A 15427-nucleotide genomic window follows, 5' to 3' on the forward strand; every position below is an offset into this window, starting at 1 on the left:
GGCAATAGCGAGCGCGTTCACTTCGTGGCAGCGCCCGCCCTCACCCCAACCCTCTCCCAGAGGGAGAGGGAGTACCCAATAGGCAAGCTGGAAACCGCAACACCAACACGAGCCGCACCATGAGCCTTCTGTCCGTCAACAATATCGAAGTCATCTACGATCACGTGATCCTGGTGCTCAAGGGCGTCTCGCTCGAAGTGCCGGAAGGCAAGATCGTGGCGCTGCTCGGCGCCAACGGCGCGGGCAAGACCACCACGCTCAAGGCCATCTCCAACCTGCTGCAGGCCGAGCGCGGCGATGTCACCAAGGGCTCGATCGAATACCGCGGCGACCGCGTCGACCAGCTCACGCCCAACGACCTGGTGCGCCGCGGCGTGATCCAGGTGATGGAAGGGCGCCACTGCTTCGCGCACCTGACCATCGAAGAGAACCTGCTCACCGGTGCCTACACGCGCGGCCTGTCGCGCGGCCAGACGCGCGACGAGCTGGAAAAGATCTACGAGTACTTCCCGCGGCTGAAGACGCGCCGCAAGTCGCAGGCCGGCTACACCTCCGGCGGCGAGCAGCAGATGTGCGCGATCGGCCGGGCCATGATGGCCAAGCCCGCGATGATCCTGCTGGACGAGCCTTCGATGGGGCTGGCGCCGCAGATAGTCGAGGAGATCTTCGAGATCGTGCGTGGCCTGAATTCGCGCGAGAACGTCAGCTTCCTGCTGGCCGAACAGAACACCATGGTGGCGCTGCGCTATGCCGACTACGGCTACATCCTGGAGAACGGCCGCGTGGTGATGGACGGCGACGCCGAATCGCTGCGCACCAACGAGGATGTCAAGGAGTTCTACCTGGGCGTGGCCGCCAACGATGCGGACGACGGTGCCGGGCGCAAGTCGTTCCGCGATGTGAAGAGCTACCGGCGCCGCAAGCGCTGGCTGGCGTAGGCACCCGACCGATTTCATCCGGCATTGCCACCACGCGCCCAGCGGCGCGGCGGCATGCCGCATCCCATTCCCTGACGCACAGCACCATGCCAGAACACTTCGATTCGCTCGAAACCCGCGCGCCGGAAGTCCGCGAGCAGGCGCTCCTTGCCGCCCTGGCACGCCAGGTGGCCCACGCGCGCGACAACGCGCCTTACTTTGCCGAGATGCTGGATGGCGTCGAACCGCGGCTGCTGACCTCGCGCGCGGCGCTGGCGGCGCTGCCGGTCACGCGCAAGTCGGACCTGACCGCGCGCCAGCGCTTGCTGCCGCCGCTGGGTGGCCTGAACGCGACCCCGCTGGGCAAGCTGCGCCACGTGTTCCAGTCGCCTGGCCCGATCCACGAACCTGATGGCCACGACGCCGACTGGTGGCGCGTGGCGCGCGCGATGCATGCGGCGGGCTTTCGCGCCGGCGAGCTGGTCTACAACACCTTCTCCTACCACTTCACGCCGGCCGGCATGATGATGGAGACCGGCGCGCACCGGCTGGGCTGCTGCGTGTTCCCGGCCGGTGTCGGCCAGACCGATTCGCAGGTGCAGGCGCTGGCCAGCCTGCAGCCCACGGCCTACGCCGGCACGCCGTCGTTCCTGAAGCTGCTGCTGGAGCGCGGCGACGAGCTGGGCACGCCCTGCACCAGCCTGGCCAAGGCGCTGGTCTCGGGCGAGGCGCTGCCGCCTTCGCTGCGGGCCTGGTTCCAGGCGCGCAGCGTGCGCGTGCAGCAGATGTATGGCACCGCGGATGTCGGCCTGATTGCCTATGAGACCGAGGGCGGCGACGGCTGGGTGGTGGACGAGGGCGTGCTGGTAGAGATCGTCGAGCCCGGCGGTTCCCGGCCGATGCCCGAAGGCGAGACCGGCGAGGTGGTGGTGACGGTGCTGGGCAACGGCGACTACCCGCTGATCCGCTTCGGCACCGGCGACCTGTCGGCCATCGTGGCGGAGTCGTCGCAACGGCCCAGCCCGTGCGGACGCACCAATATCCGGCTCAAGGGCTGGCTGGGCCGTGCCGACCAGGCCACCAAGGTCAAGGGCATGTTCGTGCATCCGGGGCAGGTGGCGGACGTGCTGCGGCGCCATCCGGAGATTCGCGCGGCGCGCCTGGTGGTGACTGGCGACCCTGGCGCGGACGTAATGACGCTGCGCTGCGAGGCTACGCGCGAGGATGGTGACTTGCAGCGTGCGGTGGCGGAATCGCTGCGCGAAGTGATGCGGCTGCGCGGCGAGGTGGCTTTCGTGGCGGCGGGGTCGTTGCCGCAGGATGGGAAGCTGATCGAGGATGCGCGGCGATACGACTGAAGACAAGGCAAAGGCCCCGCATGGGCGGGGCCTTTGATGCAGGGCAGGTCAGGACTTCCCCCCCTCCACCGGCCGCGTCGGCAGCCTGACCATCCACACACTCACCCCCACCGCACAGGCCAGCAACGCCGCCGAGGCAATCGGCCGTGCCCGCAGCAGCCACGCGGTCGTCCCCATCGACGCCCACATCATCGACAACGCCAGGCACTTGGCCCGGAAGGGAATGCTGCGATAGCGCTGCCAGTCGCTGACCAGCGGCCCGAAGCGGGGATGCCCCAGCAGCCATTCATGGAAGCGCTGGGACCCCCGCGCGAAGCATGCCGCGGCCAGCAGCACGAATGGCGTGGTCGGCAGCACCGGCAGGAAGATGCCGATCACTCCCAGCAGCAGGAAGGCCGCGCCCAGCACCACCCACATGGCGCGCAGCGCCTGCTGCCGGCGGCTCAGCGTGGCGTCGGAATCGGGCGGGGTGGTAGAGCTTGGACCAGGCAATGGATGAATGAAGGGCCGCAATAGCGGCCCGGTGAGAACTTCGGTTAGCGCGCGATACCCAGGCGCGCCTTGGCGGCATCGTACTCCGCTTTCATGCGCACGACGATTTCGCCGGCGGTGGGAATGTCGTGGATCTGGCCCACGCCCTGGCCGGCGCCCCAGACGTCCTTCCACGCCTTGGCCTTGGAGGCGCCGCTGGAGAAGTCCATCTTGCTCTTGTCGGCCACCGGCAGGTTGTCCGGATCCAGCCCCACGTTGCTGATGCTTTCGCGGATGTAATTGCCGTGCACACCGGTGAACAGGTTGGTGTAGATGATATCGGCGGCGGCCGAGCTGGTGATCGACTGCTTGTACGTTTCCGCCGCGTGGGCCTCCTGCGAGGCGATAAAGCGCGTGCCCACGTAGGCAAAGTCCGCGCCCATGGCCTGCGCCGCCAGCACCGCCTCGCCGGTGGCGATCGAGCCCGACAGCGCAATCGGGCCGTCGAAGATCTTGCGCACTTCGCCCACCAGCGCGAACGGCGACAGCATGCCGGCATGGCCGCCAGCGCCGGCCGCCACCAGGATCAGGCCGTCGACGCCGGCCTCGATCGCCTTCTCGGCATGGCGCATGCTGATCACGTCGTGCAGCACGATGCCGCCGTAGCTGTGCACCGCGTCGATCATTTCCTTGACCGGGGCGCGCAGCGAGGTGATGAAGATCGGCACCTTGTGGTCCACGCACACCTTCACGTCGTGTTCGAGCCGCGCGTTGGAGGTATGCACGATCTGGTTGACCGCGACCGGGCCCACCTGCGCGCCCGGGTTGGCGGCCTTGAAGGTGGCCAGCTCGGCTTCGATCTGGGTGAGCCACTCGTCGAGCAGTTCCGCCGGGCGCGCATTGAGCGCCGGGAACGAGCCGACGATGCCGGCCTTGCACTGCGCCAGCACCAGCTCCGGGTAGCTGACGATGAACATGGGCGAGGCGATGACGGGCAGGGCCAGGTTCTGCAGGGCCTGGGGCAGTTGCTTGGCGGCGGGCATGGTGTCTCCTGAACTGCTGACGGGCACGTTGCAGGTGCCCTAAATGAACGGTCGTTCGATTATAGGGAGTTTCAGCGCGGTCACGTTAGAAGCCCCAGTCTATGCCGGTCCGGTCACCTCGTGGAACTATGCTGCCGGAAGGGTCAGTTCCGCCAGCGCGCCGCCGCCGGGGCGGTTGGCCAGCGTTACATCGCCATCATGCAACGTTGCCACCTCGCGTGCAAAGCACAGGCCCAGGCCGGTGCTCTTGTCCGCACCGTGCGGGCGTGGCAGCGAGTAGAAGCGTTCGAACACGCGCGGCAGCGCGTAGTCGGGGATGCCCGGGCCCTGGTCGGCGACCGTGATGGCCAGCGCGCCGCCGCGGCGCTCCAGCCGCACCGTGACTTCGCTGTCCGGCGGGGCGAAGTCGATGGCGTTCTCCAGCAGGTTGGCGATGGCCTGGCGCAGCAGGAACGGATCGCCGGCAACCAGGTCCGGGCTGGCGTCGGCGGCCAGCCGCAGCGCCACGCCACGCTGGCGCGCGCGCGGTTCCAGTTCGCTGCCCAGTTGCGCCAGCAGCGGGGCCAGCCGCACCGGCTCGCGCACTTCCAGGCGCTGGCGCTGCTCCACGTCGGCCAGTGCCAGCAGCTTGCGGATCATGGTTTCAAGCCGGCCCGACTGGGCCCGGATATTGGCGACGAAGCGCTGGCGGTCCGCCGCCGGCATCTCTTCCTGCAGCAGCTCGGCGGCGCCGCCGATCGCGGCCAGCGGGCTCTTCATCTCATGGGTCAGCGTGTGGATGTAGTGCTCGACATACTGCTTGTCTTCCAGCCGCTCGCGCATGCCCTGCACCGCGCGGCCTAACTCGGCCAGCTCGCTGCCGCCGCGCAGCGGCATCTCGGCGCGCTCGCCGGCCGCCACCGCGCGCGCATACCCGCGCAGCCGGCTCAGTCCATGCGCCAGCCACAGCGTGCAGGCCAGCCCGATCACGCAGGCAGCGCCGATCAGCAGGCCGCCGTAGAGCAGGATCTTGCGCTGGCTGCGCTCGATAAAAGGCGCCATCGCCGCATTGGGCTTGGCCACGGTCAGCACGCCGATGATGCGCTCGCCGTCCGCGTCGCGTATTGGCGCGGCCACGTGCATCACGGTGCTGGCCTCGTCGTCGGGGTCGGTGCGCGTGCTGCGTGCGCCGTACTTGCCGCGCAGCGTCAGGTAGACATCGTTCCAGCGCGAATAGTCGCGGCCCACGTCAGTGCCGGTGGAGTCAAAGCGCACGATGCCGTTGGCATCGGTCACGTAGACGCGGTAGCCGATGCTGTCCTTGTGCAGGCCCGACACATCGGCATTCACCGGCACATCGCGCAGCGCCGCCATGTGCCGCGCGAAATCGCCGTCGGCAATGCGGCCGGCCTTCATGTCGTCGGCGGCAAGCGCCGCCAGCACGTGCGCGGTGTCGATCAGCGTGTCTTCCATGGCCTGGCGCACGCCGGGCTTGACCTCCTGCACGAACACGCGCAGCGTCAGCACCGTGGCCAGTCCCACGATCAGGAAGAAGCCGAAGAAGATGCGCAGGCCGATATGCATGGCGTGCGCTCAGGGTTCCAGCGAATAGCCCATGCCGCGATGGGTGCGGATGCGCTCGGCGCCGTCGGCGGAAGCCTCCCGCAGCTTGGCGCGCAGGGTCTTGATATGGGTGTCGACGGTGCGGTCGCTGGTGTCGAGCGCATCTTCCCAGACGCACTCCATCAGCTGCGCGCGCGAGTAGATGCGGCCTGGATGTGTCACCAGCCAGGCCAGCAGCAGGTACTCGTAGCGGGTCAGCTCCAGCCAGCGGCCGCGGTAGGCCAGGCGCGCGCCGTCCTTGTCGTGCGTGAAGCCGGCGACCTCGTCGCCCTTCGCCGCCGCTGCACTGCCGCCGCGCGCCCGGCGCAGGATGGCGCGCACGCGCGCGGCCAGTTCGCGCGGCGAGAAGGGCTTGACCACGTAGTCGTCGGCGCCGATCTCCAGCCCGACGATACGGTCGATCTCTTCATGGCGCGCGGTCAGGAAGACCACCGGCGCATTGCTGAAGGTGCGCAGTGTGCGGCAGACCTCGAAGCCGCTGAGATCCGGCAGGCCAACGTCCAGGATCACCAGGTCGGCGCCGCCGGCGCGCATGCGCTCGAGCGCAGCGCCGCCGAGCGTGCAGTGCTCGGCCAGCATGCCGTCGGTGCGCAAGGCATAGAGGATGGTGTCGGCGATGGCCTGTTCGTCTTCCACCACCAGGATCCGCGGTTGTTCCATGCCCGGCATTCTAGCCGGTCAGGCGCTGGTGGCTGCGCGCGGCGGCGGAGCGGGCTCGTCGCCGCGCCGCTTGTGGAAATAGATCTGCTCCGCCGCCCAGCGCAGTGGCGGCGAGTACAGCATCAGGTCAAAGGGCCAGTCGCACTGGAAGCGGTCGAACATCCAGCGCAGCGCACGCTTGGCGCGAAAGCGCGGCGCGCTGGCGGTGGCGACGACCTCCGGCGCCGGGCCGCCGCGCAGCAGGTGCGCGGCCACGGCCTGGCCGACCGACTCGCCATGGGCAAAGGCATAGTGGATGCCACCGGCGGTGACCGGCGAGACGATGCCGGCGGCATCCCCCGTCAGGATCACGCCGTCGCGCGCCAGCGGGAAGACCGGGCCGCCGCACGGGATCAGCCCCGCGCGCGTCGCCGCAGGCTGCGCCAGCCGCGGCAGGCCGGCGCGCTCGCGCACATGCGCCAGCAGCCCGTCCAGGTCTGGCGCGCGGCCGTGCCGCGGCAGGTAGCGCAGCGCCAGGCCAGCCTGCACGCCGGTGGGGTTCTGCGCGATCCAGCCGATATAGCCGGGGGCGAAGCGCCGGGTGATGAAGCAGTGCAACGCGCCCGGCTCGGGCAGCGCCAGTCCCGGGAACTCATACTCCACGCCATACAGGAAGCTGTGCACGCGCCCCAGCCCGGCACACTGCGCCACGCGCGACTTCGCGCCATCCGCGCCGACCAGATAGCGCGTATTGCCCACGCCGGTCACATGCCAGCCGCCGTTGCGCGGCACCGCGCCCACAAACGCCTGGCCCAGCCGCAGTTCGACCCGGTGGCGCACCAGTTCGGCGGCCAGCCAGCGCATCAGCCGCGGCGTATCCGTGGTGTGGAAGTAATAGCCAGGCGCGCTCAGGTCGATGCTGCGCAGCCTGGGCGAGTACAGCCGCACCTGCTCCACCCGGTGCACGCAATCGGCCGGCGCGCGGCCCAGCCAGGTTTGCTCGATGGCTTCCTTGACCAGGATGCCGGTGGTGTGGAGCTTGTCGCCCGGATCGGTCTTGCGTTCCAGCACCAGCACGCGCAGGCCGGCGCGCGCCGCGGCCAGGGCGCAGGCGGCGCCGGCAAAGCTGGCGCCGGCGATGACGATGTCGTAGTCGAAGGAGGGCATGGCAGTTCCCGGAGATGGCAGGGCTCCAGTCTGGCCAGCGGGGGTGAGGGCAATGTGTGGGGAGTGTGAAGTGGCGGGGCGGGGTGAATCACCCAAAAAAACGCCCCGCATACGCGGGGCCGTCAATTACCACGAAGATTGATACACACGGCGGGCACCTGCCAATGCCGCAGCCGCCATCGAAGAATAGGCCGCCAATGTGACGGCGGCATGGCAGCGCAATGAAGGCAGCGTGACATCACAGCCCGTAGCGCTTGATCTTGTCATAGAGCGTGGCCTTGCCGACTTGCAGCAAGTCCGCCGCCTGGCTGACCGCGCCACCGGTGCGCGCCAGTGCATCCGCAATCACGGCGCGCTCGAAGTGCTCCATCCGCTCGCGCAGTGGGGCGGCCTCATCGGGGCCCGCGGCCTGCGCACCTGCCTGCCCGCCCTCCGGCACGCCCAGCACCATCCGATCCGCGGCATTGCGCAGCTCGCGCACATTGCCCGGCCAGGGACGCTGGGCCAGTGCCTGGCGTTGCGCCTCGGACAGGACCGGCGCCGGCCGCTGGTAGCGCACCGCGGACACCAGCGAGAAATGCTCGAACAGCGGCACGATGTCCTCGCGCCGTTCTCGCAACGGCGGCAGCGCGATGGTGACCACGTTCAGCCGGTAGTACAGGTCTTCGCGGAAACTGCCCTGCGCCACCAGCGCATCCATGTCGCCCTTGGCCGCGGCCACGATGCGCACATCGATCTTCACCGAGGCATTTGACCCCAGCCGCTCCAGCGAGCCTTCCTGCAGCACCCGCAGCAGCTTGACCTGCAGCGCCAGCGGCATGCTCTCGATCTCGTCGAGGAAGAGCGTGCCGCCCGAGGCATGTTCGAGCTTGCCGATGCGGCGCTTGCCGGCGCCGGTGAAGGCGCCGGCCTCGTGGCCGAACATCTCGCTCTCGAAGATGGCCTCGGGCACCGCGCCGCAGTTCAGCGCGATAAACGGGCCTTCGGCGCGGCCGGACAGCGCATGCAGGCTGCGCGCCACCAGTTCCTTGCCGGTGCCGGTCTCGCCGTTGATCATCACCGGCACGTCGGTGGGCGCGACATTGGCCACCAGCGCGCGCACCTGCCCGATCGCGGGCGAGCGGCCGATGATGCGCGTGCCCGCCGCAGGCCCGGCCAGTTCGCGGCGCAGCGCCTGGTTTTCCAGTTCCAGCGCGCGGCGTTCCAGCGCGCGGCGCACGGTGTCGGTGAGGCGGTCGGCGCCGAAGGGCTTTTCGATGAAGTCGTAGGCGCCTTCGCGCATGGCCTGCACGGCCATGGTGATGTCGCCGTGGCCGGTCACCAGGATCACCGGCACGCCCGGCGCGGCGTTGCGGCAGTGCTGCAGCAGGTCCAGGCCGCTGGCGCCGGGCAGGCGCACGTCGGTCACCACCACGCCGGCAAAGGCGCCGTGCAGGTGCGGGATCGCGGCCTCGGCGGAGGGCAGCGCCAGCACCGCGAAGCCGGCCAGCTCCAGGCTCTGCGCGGTGGCCTGGCGCACCAGCGGCTCGTCTTCGACAAACAGGACACGCAGACCGTCTTGCATGGCAATACTCATTGAGAGGCGGAAACCGACGGCGCCGGATCGATGGCGGGGGCGCGCGCCAGCACCAGCGTGAACTGCGCGCCGCCGCCGGGAACGTTGGCCACGCTCAGCTGGCCGCCGAACTCGCGCACGATCGACGACGAGATCGCCAGCCCCAGCCCCAGGCCCTGCCCGGTTTCCTTGGTGGTGAAGAAGGGTTCGAACAGGCGCGGCAGCGCTTGCGGCGCGATGCCGGTGCCGTTGTCGCGCACGACGATGGTGACGGCGTGGTCTTCTGCCTGCACCTCGAGATCGATCTGTCCCTGCGCCGGCGCGGCCGCCGCAATCGCATCCAGCGCGTTGCCGAGCAGGTTCAGCAGCACTTGCTCCAGCTTCAGCTCGTCGGCGCGCACGGCCAGCCCGGGCAGGGCGTCCAGGCCGGCGACGCTGACCGTGACCGCGCCCAGCCGCGGCGCCAGCAGCGCCAGCACGTGATCGACCGCGGCGCGCAGCGCCACCGGCCGGCGCACCGGGCGCGCCTTGCCGGCGAACAGCTTGAGCTGGCTGGTGATCTTGCCCATGCGCTCGGTCAGGTCGGCAATGGCGGTCAGGTTGCCTTCGGCCGCGGCCAGCTGGCCGCGCTCCAGCAGCACGCGGGTGTTGTCCGAGAACGTGCGCAGCGCCGCCAGCGGCTGGTTCAGCTCATGCGTGATGCCGGCCGCCATCTGCCCCAGCGCGGCCAGCTTGCTGGCCTGCACCAGTTCGTCCTGGGCCGCGCGCAGCTCGCTTTCAGCACGGGTGCGCTCGGCCACTTCGTCTTCCAGCTTTTCATTGATCGCCATCAGGTCGGCGGTGCGGGCCTCGACGCGGCGCTCCAGCTGGTCGTAGGCCGCCTCCAGCAGGCGGCGGCTGTACTGCATGTCGCGCGCGCGCTGGCGGCGCTGGCGCCAGTTGACCAGCAGCAGGCAGATGCAGGCATAGGCCAGCGCCGCCGCCACGGTGGCGTTGCGCGCATTGGCCAGCACCGGTCCCAGCGGCGCCATCACCTGCATGGTCCAGCCAGCGGGGCCGACCGTGCGGCCCAGTTCCAGGTAGCGGTCGGCGCGCTCGGCGCCGTCCGGGGCAAAGGTGGTCCTGGCGGCGGGCGATTCGTTGCGCACGCGCACCAGCCGCGCGCCGTCGGTCAGCGTGGTGTCCGCCAGCCAGCGCGTCACCGGCGAGGTCAGCGGTTCCAGCGGCAGCGGCGTCACCGCGCGGCCGTGGTACTGGCGGGTCTTTTCCATCTCGGCCTGCAGGGCCGGCGGCATCGGGCGCAGCGTGCGGTACTGCCAGGCCGACACCGACGAAAGGAAGATCACGCCATGGTCGTCGCTGACCATCAGCGGCTCGGCGCCGCTGCCGGCGCGCTGGAACCACTCCAGGTTGAGCTTGACCACGGTCACGCCGATGACCTTGCCGCCGGACTCGACCGGCTGCGCAATGTAGTAGCCGGGCTCGTCGCTGGTGATGCCGATGGCATAGAAGCGCCCCATCTTGCCGCCCGCTGCGGTCTGGAAGTAGGGGCGGAAGCGGTAGTCGGTGCCGACAAAGCTGCCGGGCTGGCCGTGGTTGCTGGCCGCCAGCGCAATGCCGTTGGCGGCGATCACATAGGTGGCCGAGGCATGCGCGCGGCGGTTGACCTCCACCAGGTACTGGTTGGCGGCGGCCACGCGTTGCGGGTCGTTGGGGGAGTCCAGCAGCCCGCGCACGAAGGGGTGCAGCGAGACCAGCGCGGGCAGGAATTCGTAGCGGTCGAGGGTGCTTTCCAGCGAGGCGGCGTAGCGGTCGGCGCGCGTGGCCGTGCTTTGCTGCAGGCTGGCCAGGCCGCGCTGGACCGAGACCAGCCAGGTCAGCGCGCACAACAGCAGCAGGCCCGCGGCCAGGGCGACCGCAAAGCCCCACCAGCGGCCGTCGCCGCTGTCCGGCGCATGGGCCGGATGCGCGGCAGACGGGGCGGCGGGGTCATGCACGGCGAGAAAGTCGTCGGAGTGTGGCATCGGCGCGCGCGAAGGCTGTCGCGCCGATGATACCCGCTGGCGGGTGGCCGGGGCAGCCACCCGCATGGCGTCAGACGTTCTGGCCGGCGTCGGCCAGTACTTCAGCATCGCGGCCGCCATGTTGCAACTCACTGTTGAGCTTGTCGCGGTCAAGCTCGCGCTCCCATGCCGAGACCACCACCGTGGCCACGCCGTTGCCGATGATGTTGGTCAGCGCGCGGCACTCGCTCATGAAGCGGTCGATGCCAAGGATCAGCACCATGCCCGCCACCGGGATGGTCGGCACCACCGCCAGCGTCGCGGCCAGCGTGATGAAGCCCGAGCCGGTCACGCCGCTGGCGCCCTTGGAGGTGATCATCGCCACCGTCAGGATGGTCAGCTGCTGCATCAGCGTCAGCTCGATGCCGGTTGCCTGTGCAATGAAGATCACCGCCATCGTCATGTAGATGTTGGTGCCGTCCAGGTTGAACGAATAGCCGGTGGGCACCACCAGGCCCACCACCGAGCGCGAGCAGCCGAGCTTTTCCAGCTTCTCCATCATGTGCGGCAGCGCCGCTTCCGACGAGCTGGTGCCCAGCACGATCAGCAGCTCCTCCTTGATGTACGAGATGAAGCGCAGGATGCTGAAGCCGGTCAGGCGGGCCACCGTGCCCAGCACGAACACCACGAAGACGATGGCCGTGAAGTAGAAGGTGCCGATCAGCTTGAGCAGCGGCACCAGCGAGCCCAGGCCGTACTTGCCGATGGTGAACGCCATCGCGCCGAAGGCGCCGATCGGGGCCACCTTGGTGATCACGTGGACGATGTGGAAGAACACCTTGGAGACCTGCTCGATCAGCTGCACCACGATGCGCGCGCGCTCGCCGAGCACGGCCAGCGCGGCGCCGAAGAACAGCGACACCAGCAGGATCTGCAGGATGTCGCCGTTGGCGAAGGCGCTGAAGACCGTGTCCGGGATGATGTGCATCAGGAACTCGACCGTGCTCTGGCCGTGCGCCTTGGACACGTACTGGGCAATGGCCTTGGTGTCCAGCGTGGCCGGGTCGATGTTGAAGCCCACGCCCGGCTTGAGCAGGTGCGCGGCGCCCAGCCCGATCAGCAAGGCGAAGGTCGACACCACCTCGAAGTACAGCAGCGCCTTGCCACCGACGCGGCCGACCTTCTTCATGTCGCTCATGCCGGCGATGCCGGTCACCACGGTACAGAAGATGATCGGGCCGATGATCATCTTGATCAGCTTGATAAAGCCATCGCCCAGCGGCTTCATGGCCACGCCGGTGTCGGGCCAGTAGTGGCCGAGCAGGATGCCGACGCAGATGGCGAACAGGACCTGCACGTACAGGATCTTGTAGAAGGGTTTTCTCATGATGTCGTCCTCGGTGTTGACCGTACCCGGGCGGTATCGCGCGGGCCGCGCGCCGTCACGGTTGCGGCGCGTTCAGGGACGGGAATTCGCAACCGCCGTGCCAGTCAAACCGGCATTGCTAACTGGTTGATTCACAAGGAAACGCCGGCCTGGCAGGGGCGCGCGGCCTCCGGGATTCCGAAAATCCGGACGGTCCGTCTCCGGGGTTTCGGAATGCCGGATGCATCGCAGGTGCGCGAAGCGCCACCCGCCGGGAGCCGGCGGCAACTTCGACCGCCGTGCCAGGGTGCCGCCATGCGGCCATGCCGCCGCGACACCGTATAATTCCGAGCTTCCGTTCAATGCTGTCCGGGCCGTGCCGCCGTCCGGGGCCGCCTTCTCACACCGTACGCATGAGCAGCTACTACCAGCACCACGTCTTCTTCTGCCTGAACCAGCGCGAGGCCGGCGAGAACTGCTGCGCCAACCACAACGCCCAGGCGATGCAGGAATACGCCAAGAAGCGTTGCAAGGAACTGGGCATCGCCGGCGGCGAAGGCCGGGTGCGCATCAACAAGGCAGGCTGCCTGAACCGTTGTGAACTCGGCCCGGTGCTGGTGGTCTACCCCGAGGCCATCTGGTACACCTTTGTCGATGAGCACGATATCGACGAAATCATCGACAGCCACCTGATGAAGGGCAAGCCTGTCGAACGGCTGATGGTGGACCGCTGAACCAACCGAAGCCGGCGCATGCCGGCTTGTTGTTTCCCTGTTTTGCCCGCTTTGCTGTATTGCCCCGCCGCCCGCCAGCCGGACGGTTTTTTCATTTTTGCCCGGGCTTGCCGCCGGGCGCTTGCTTCACCGCCATCCTGACCGCCATCATGAACGCGCATACCCAGGTACTTTCCATTGCCGGTCCCGCCGGTGCGATCGATCTCTCGGTAGACCTGCCGCAAGCTGAGCCGCGCGGCCTGGCGCTGGTGGCGCATCCGCATCCGCTGTTCGGCGGTACCAAGGACAACAAGGTCGCGCAGACGCTGGCGCGCAGCTTCGTGCAGCTGGGCTACGCCACGGTGCGCCCCAACTTCCGCGGCGTGGGCGGCAGCGCCGGCGAGCATGACAACGGCATCGCCGAGCAGGACGACCTGCTGGCCGTGGTGGCCTGGATGCGCCAGCAGACCGCGTGGTCGGCACAGGCCGCAACGCTGCCGCTGGCCATGGGCGGGTTCTCGTTCGGCAGCTTCGTCACCACCCACGTGGCACGGCGCCTGGCCGAGGCCGGCACGCCCGCGCAGCGCCTGGTGCTGGTGGGCACCGCCGCCAGCCGCTGGCAGGTGGCCGAGGTCCCGGCCGACACCATCGTGATCCATGGCGAACAGGACGACACCGTGCCGCTGGCCAGCGTGTTCGACTGGGCCCGCCCGCAGGAGCTGCCGGTGATCGTGATCCCCGGCGCCGACCATTTCTTTCACCGCAAGCTGCACCTGATCAAGCAGCTCGTCGTCAATGCGTGGGACCGGTGAGGCCGGCACGCCGCCACCCGGACCATCCCCGCGCCACCTTCTTACTGTCGGAAAACAGAAACATGCTGAATAGAGCCACGACACGCCTTTCGTCCGCTTTTGCTCCCGCTGCCATCGCCGCCGCCATCGTGCTGGCCGCCGCGCCTGCCGCCGTCCTGGCGCAGGGCGTGCCGATGCCGCAAGTCGCAGCCAAGTCGTGGATGCTGTATGACGTGACCAGCGGCCAGGCCCTGGCGTCGCAGAATGCCGACGCGCGCATCGAGCCAGCCTCGCTGACCAAGCTGATGACCGCCTACCTGGCGTTCGAGGCACTCAAGGAAAAGCGCCTGACGCTGGACCAGTCGGTGGTGCCGACCAGCCTGGTGCTCAAGGTCAAAAGCGATGAGTCGCGCATGTTCATCGAGCCCAACAAGCCGGTCACGGTGCAGGACCTGCTGCTGGGCCTGATCGTGCAGTCGGGCAACGACGCCGCGCTGGCGCTGGCCGAAGCCGTGGGCGGCTCGGAAGAGGGCTTCGTCGCGATGATGAACCGCGAGGCCCAGCGCATGGGCATGAAGAACACCCACTTCACCAACACCGACGGCATTCCCGACCCGAACCACTACACCACCGCGGTCGACCTGGCCACGCTGACCACGCGCCTGATCAAGGACTTCCCCGAGTACTACGCCATGTACTCGCAGAAGGAGTTCACCTATAACAAGATCAGGCAGCCCAACCGCAACCGCCTGCTGTACATCGACCCGACCGTGGACGGCGTCAAGACCGGCCACACCAAGTCCGCCGGCTACTGCCTGATCTCGTCGGCCAAGCGGCCGCTGGCCAACGTGCCGGACGGCTCGCGCCGCCTGATCTCGATCGTGATCGGCACCACCACCGAACAGGTGCGCACCCAGGAAAGCCTGAAGATCCTCAACTACGGCTTCCAGTTCTTCGACACGCTGCGCCTGTACGACAAGGGCCAGGTGCTGGCCACGCCGGACATCTACAAGGGCAAGAGCGGCACGGTCAAGATCGGCGTGCAGAACGAGACCTTCGTCACCGTGCCCAAGGGCACCGGCGGGCGCCTCAAGCCGGTGCTGGAGCGCCAGGAACTGCTGATCGCGCCGATCTCGGCGGGCCAGCAGGTGGGCATGGTCAAGCTGATGGACGGCACCAACAAGGTGGCGGAGTTCCCGGTGGTGGCGCTGGAAGAAGTGCCCGAGGCCGGCTTCTTCGGCCGCCTGTGGGACACCATCCGCCTGTGGTTCAAGCGCAAGTGACCTGAATGCGCGCAAGCCGGCGCGCCGTGTGGCGCGCCGGTTTCGTGCCGGAGAATCCGACATGACAACCGACAAGCAAGGCAGCAACAAGCCGGGCGACATCCCGCCGGAGCAGTCGCTGATCGAATACCCCAGCCACTTTCCCATCAAGGTGATGGGCGCGATGCAGGACGGCTTTGCCGAGGCCATCGTCACGCTGGTGCAGGAGTTCGATCCCGACTTCCACGCCGGCAAGATGGAAATGCGCCCCTCCAGCGGCGGCAACTACCTGGGCCTGACCGTGACGGTGTGGGTCACCAGCCGCGAACAGCTCGATGATTTGTATCGGGCGCTGACTTCGCATCCGATGGTGAAGGTGGTGCTGTAAAGGCCTTCCCTCCCGCTCTGTTTTCTCCCCTCTCCCGCGCGCGGGAGAGGGGCACGGGGGGGGGGGGGGGGGCGGGGGGTGGGGGGAGGCGCTGGCATACCGACACGCATCACTTCGTCGACGCTCCCCCCCCCCCCCCCCCCCCCCCCCCC

At 68.6% G+C, this 15427-nt stretch carries 14 protein-coding genes; 6 read left to right on the forward strand and 8 right to left on the reverse strand.

The features are described from left to right. The first annotated feature begins 119 nt into the window (after nt 1–119). Together CF68_RS14290 and CF68_RS14295 are read left to right on the forward strand one after the other, a co-directional pair. A complete protein-coding gene (locus tag CF68_RS14290) occupies nt 120–938 on the forward strand; it encodes an ABC transporter ATP-binding protein (protein ID WP_010814873.1) in 819 nt (272 codons plus the stop codon). An 86-nt stretch (nt 939–1024) separates the two neighbouring features. Further along, nucleotides 1025–2275 carry a phenylacetate--CoA ligase family protein gene (locus tag CF68_RS14295; RefSeq protein WP_035819825.1) on the forward strand — a complete coding sequence of 417 codons (1251 nt, stop codon included), beginning with the start codon at nt 1025–1027 and terminating at the stop codon, nt 2273–2275. A gap of 48 nt (nt 2276–2323) precedes the next feature. Here the strand turns inward: CF68_RS14295 and CF68_RS14300 are convergent, their stop codons facing one another. From CF68_RS14300 to CF68_RS14335, 8 genes are all read right to left on the reverse strand, one after another. Then, nucleotides 2324–2692, reverse strand: coding sequence for a YbaN family protein (locus CF68_RS14300; RefSeq protein ID WP_035819827.1), 369 nt, complete (start codon nt 2690–2692; stop codon nt 2324–2326). Nucleotides 2693–2811: 119 nt separating this feature from the next. Then, nucleotides 2812–3789: a nitronate monooxygenase family protein gene (locus CF68_RS14305; protein WP_035819829.1), complete on the reverse strand. Its 978-nt coding sequence runs from the start codon at nt 3787–3789 to the stop codon at nt 2812–2814. 126 nt (nt 3790–3915) lie between these two features. Next, nucleotides 3916–5352 carry a two-component system sensor histidine kinase CreC gene (gene creC / locus CF68_RS14310; RefSeq protein ID WP_035819831.1) on the reverse strand — a complete coding sequence of 479 codons (1437 nt, stop codon included), beginning with the start codon at nt 5350–5352 and terminating at the stop codon, nt 3916–3918. Nucleotides 5353–5361: 9 nt separating this feature from the next. Further along, complete coding sequence (creB, locus tag CF68_RS14315; RefSeq protein WP_304413115.1) at nt 5362–6060, reverse strand: two-component system response regulator CreB; 699 nt, start codon at nt 6058–6060, stop codon at nt 5362–5364. Between the two features lie 9 nt (nt 6061–6069). Next, on the reverse strand, nt 6070–7197 hold the full coding sequence (locus CF68_RS14320) for an NAD(P)/FAD-dependent oxidoreductase (protein ID WP_035819833.1): 1128 nt from the start codon (nt 7195–7197) through the stop codon (nt 6070–6072). Nucleotides 7198–7435: 238 nt separating this feature from the next. Continuing rightward, nucleotides 7436–8761, reverse strand: coding sequence for a sigma-54 dependent transcriptional regulator (locus tag CF68_RS14325; protein WP_035819835.1), 1326 nt, complete (start codon nt 8759–8761; stop codon nt 7436–7438). An 8-nt stretch (nt 8762–8769) separates the two neighbouring features. Then, nucleotides 8770–10776, reverse strand: a complete 2007-nt coding sequence (locus CF68_RS14330; protein ID WP_035819878.1) for an ATP-binding protein — start codon at nt 10774–10776, stop codon at nt 8770–8772. 70 nt (nt 10777–10846) lie between these two features. Further along, complete coding sequence (locus CF68_RS14335) at nt 10847–12142, reverse strand: dicarboxylate/amino acid:cation symporter (protein WP_035819837.1); 1296 nt, start codon at nt 12140–12142, stop codon at nt 10847–10849. A gap of 392 nt (nt 12143–12534) precedes the next feature. Here CF68_RS14335 and CF68_RS14340 point away from each other — a divergent pair, with 392 nt between their 5' ends. From CF68_RS14340 to CF68_RS14355, 4 genes are all read left to right on the forward strand, one after another. Further along, complete coding sequence (locus CF68_RS14340; protein ID WP_010814863.1) at nt 12535–12855, forward strand: ferredoxin; 321 nt, start codon at nt 12535–12537, stop codon at nt 12853–12855. A gap of 149 nt (nt 12856–13004) precedes the next feature. Further along, nucleotides 13005–13646 carry an alpha/beta hydrolase gene (locus CF68_RS14345; RefSeq protein WP_035819880.1) on the forward strand — a complete coding sequence of 214 codons (642 nt, stop codon included), beginning with the start codon at nt 13005–13007 and terminating at the stop codon, nt 13644–13646. A gap of 62 nt (nt 13647–13708) precedes the next feature. After that, the gene (locus CF68_RS14350) at nt 13709–14908 is read left to right on the forward strand and encodes a D-alanyl-D-alanine carboxypeptidase family protein (protein WP_035819839.1); all 1200 of its coding nucleotides are present in this window, start codon (nt 13709–13711) and stop codon (nt 14906–14908) included. Nucleotides 14909–14969: 61 nt separating this feature from the next. Then, on the forward strand, nt 14970–15275 hold the full coding sequence (locus tag CF68_RS14355; protein WP_010814860.1) for a YbeD family protein: 306 nt from the start codon (nt 14970–14972) through the stop codon (nt 15273–15275). Nucleotides 15276–15427: the final 152 nt, after the last annotated feature.

This window comes from Cupriavidus sp. SK-4 (genome assembly GCF_000611125.1).
Taxonomy (GTDB): domain Bacteria; phylum Pseudomonadota; class Gammaproteobacteria; order Burkholderiales; family Burkholderiaceae; genus Cupriavidus; species Cupriavidus necator.

Bases quoted from the DNA above. Each gene is read 5' to 3' on its own strand.
- CF68_RS14290 (WP_010814873.1), top strand. From the start codon at position 120: ATGAGCCTTCTGTCCGTCAACAATATCGAAGTCATCTACGATCACGTG.
- CF68_RS14295 (WP_035819825.1), top strand. From the start codon at position 1,025: ATGCCAGAACACTTCGATTCGCTCGAAACCCGCGCGCCGGAAGTCCGC.
- CF68_RS14300 (WP_035819827.1), bottom strand. From the start codon at position 2,692: ATGTGGGTGGTGCTGGGCGCGGCCTTCCTGCTGCTGGGAGTGATCGGC.
- CF68_RS14305 (WP_035819829.1), bottom strand. From the start codon at position 3,789: ATGCCCGCCGCCAAGCAACTGCCCCAGGCCCTGCAGAACCTGGCCCTG.
- creC (WP_035819831.1), bottom strand. From the start codon at position 5,352: ATGCATATCGGCCTGCGCATCTTCTTCGGCTTCTTCCTGATCGTGGGA.
- creB (WP_304413115.1), bottom strand. From the start codon at position 6,060: ATGCCGGGCATGGAACAACCGCGGATCCTGGTGGTGGAAGACGAACAG.
- CF68_RS14320 (WP_035819833.1), bottom strand. From the start codon at position 7,197: ATGCCCTCCTTCGACTACGACATCGTCATCGCCGGCGCCAGCTTTGCC.
- CF68_RS14325 (WP_035819835.1), bottom strand. From the start codon at position 8,761: ATGCAAGACGGTCTGCGTGTCCTGTTTGTCGAAGACGAGCCGCTGGTG.
- CF68_RS14330 (WP_035819878.1), bottom strand. From the start codon at position 10,776: ATGCCACACTCCGACGACTTTCTCGCCGTGCATGACCCCGCCGCCCCG.
- CF68_RS14335 (WP_035819837.1), bottom strand. From the start codon at position 12,142: ATGAGAAAACCCTTCTACAAGATCCTGTACGTGCAGGTCCTGTTCGCC.
- CF68_RS14340 (WP_010814863.1), top strand. From the start codon at position 12,535: ATGAGCAGCTACTACCAGCACCACGTCTTCTTCTGCCTGAACCAGCGC.
- CF68_RS14345 (WP_035819880.1), top strand. From the start codon at position 13,005: ATGAACGCGCATACCCAGGTACTTTCCATTGCCGGTCCCGCCGGTGCG.
- CF68_RS14350 (WP_035819839.1), top strand. From the start codon at position 13,709: ATGCTGAATAGAGCCACGACACGCCTTTCGTCCGCTTTTGCTCCCGCT.
- CF68_RS14355 (WP_010814860.1), top strand. From the start codon at position 14,970: ATGACAACCGACAAGCAAGGCAGCAACAAGCCGGGCGACATCCCGCCG.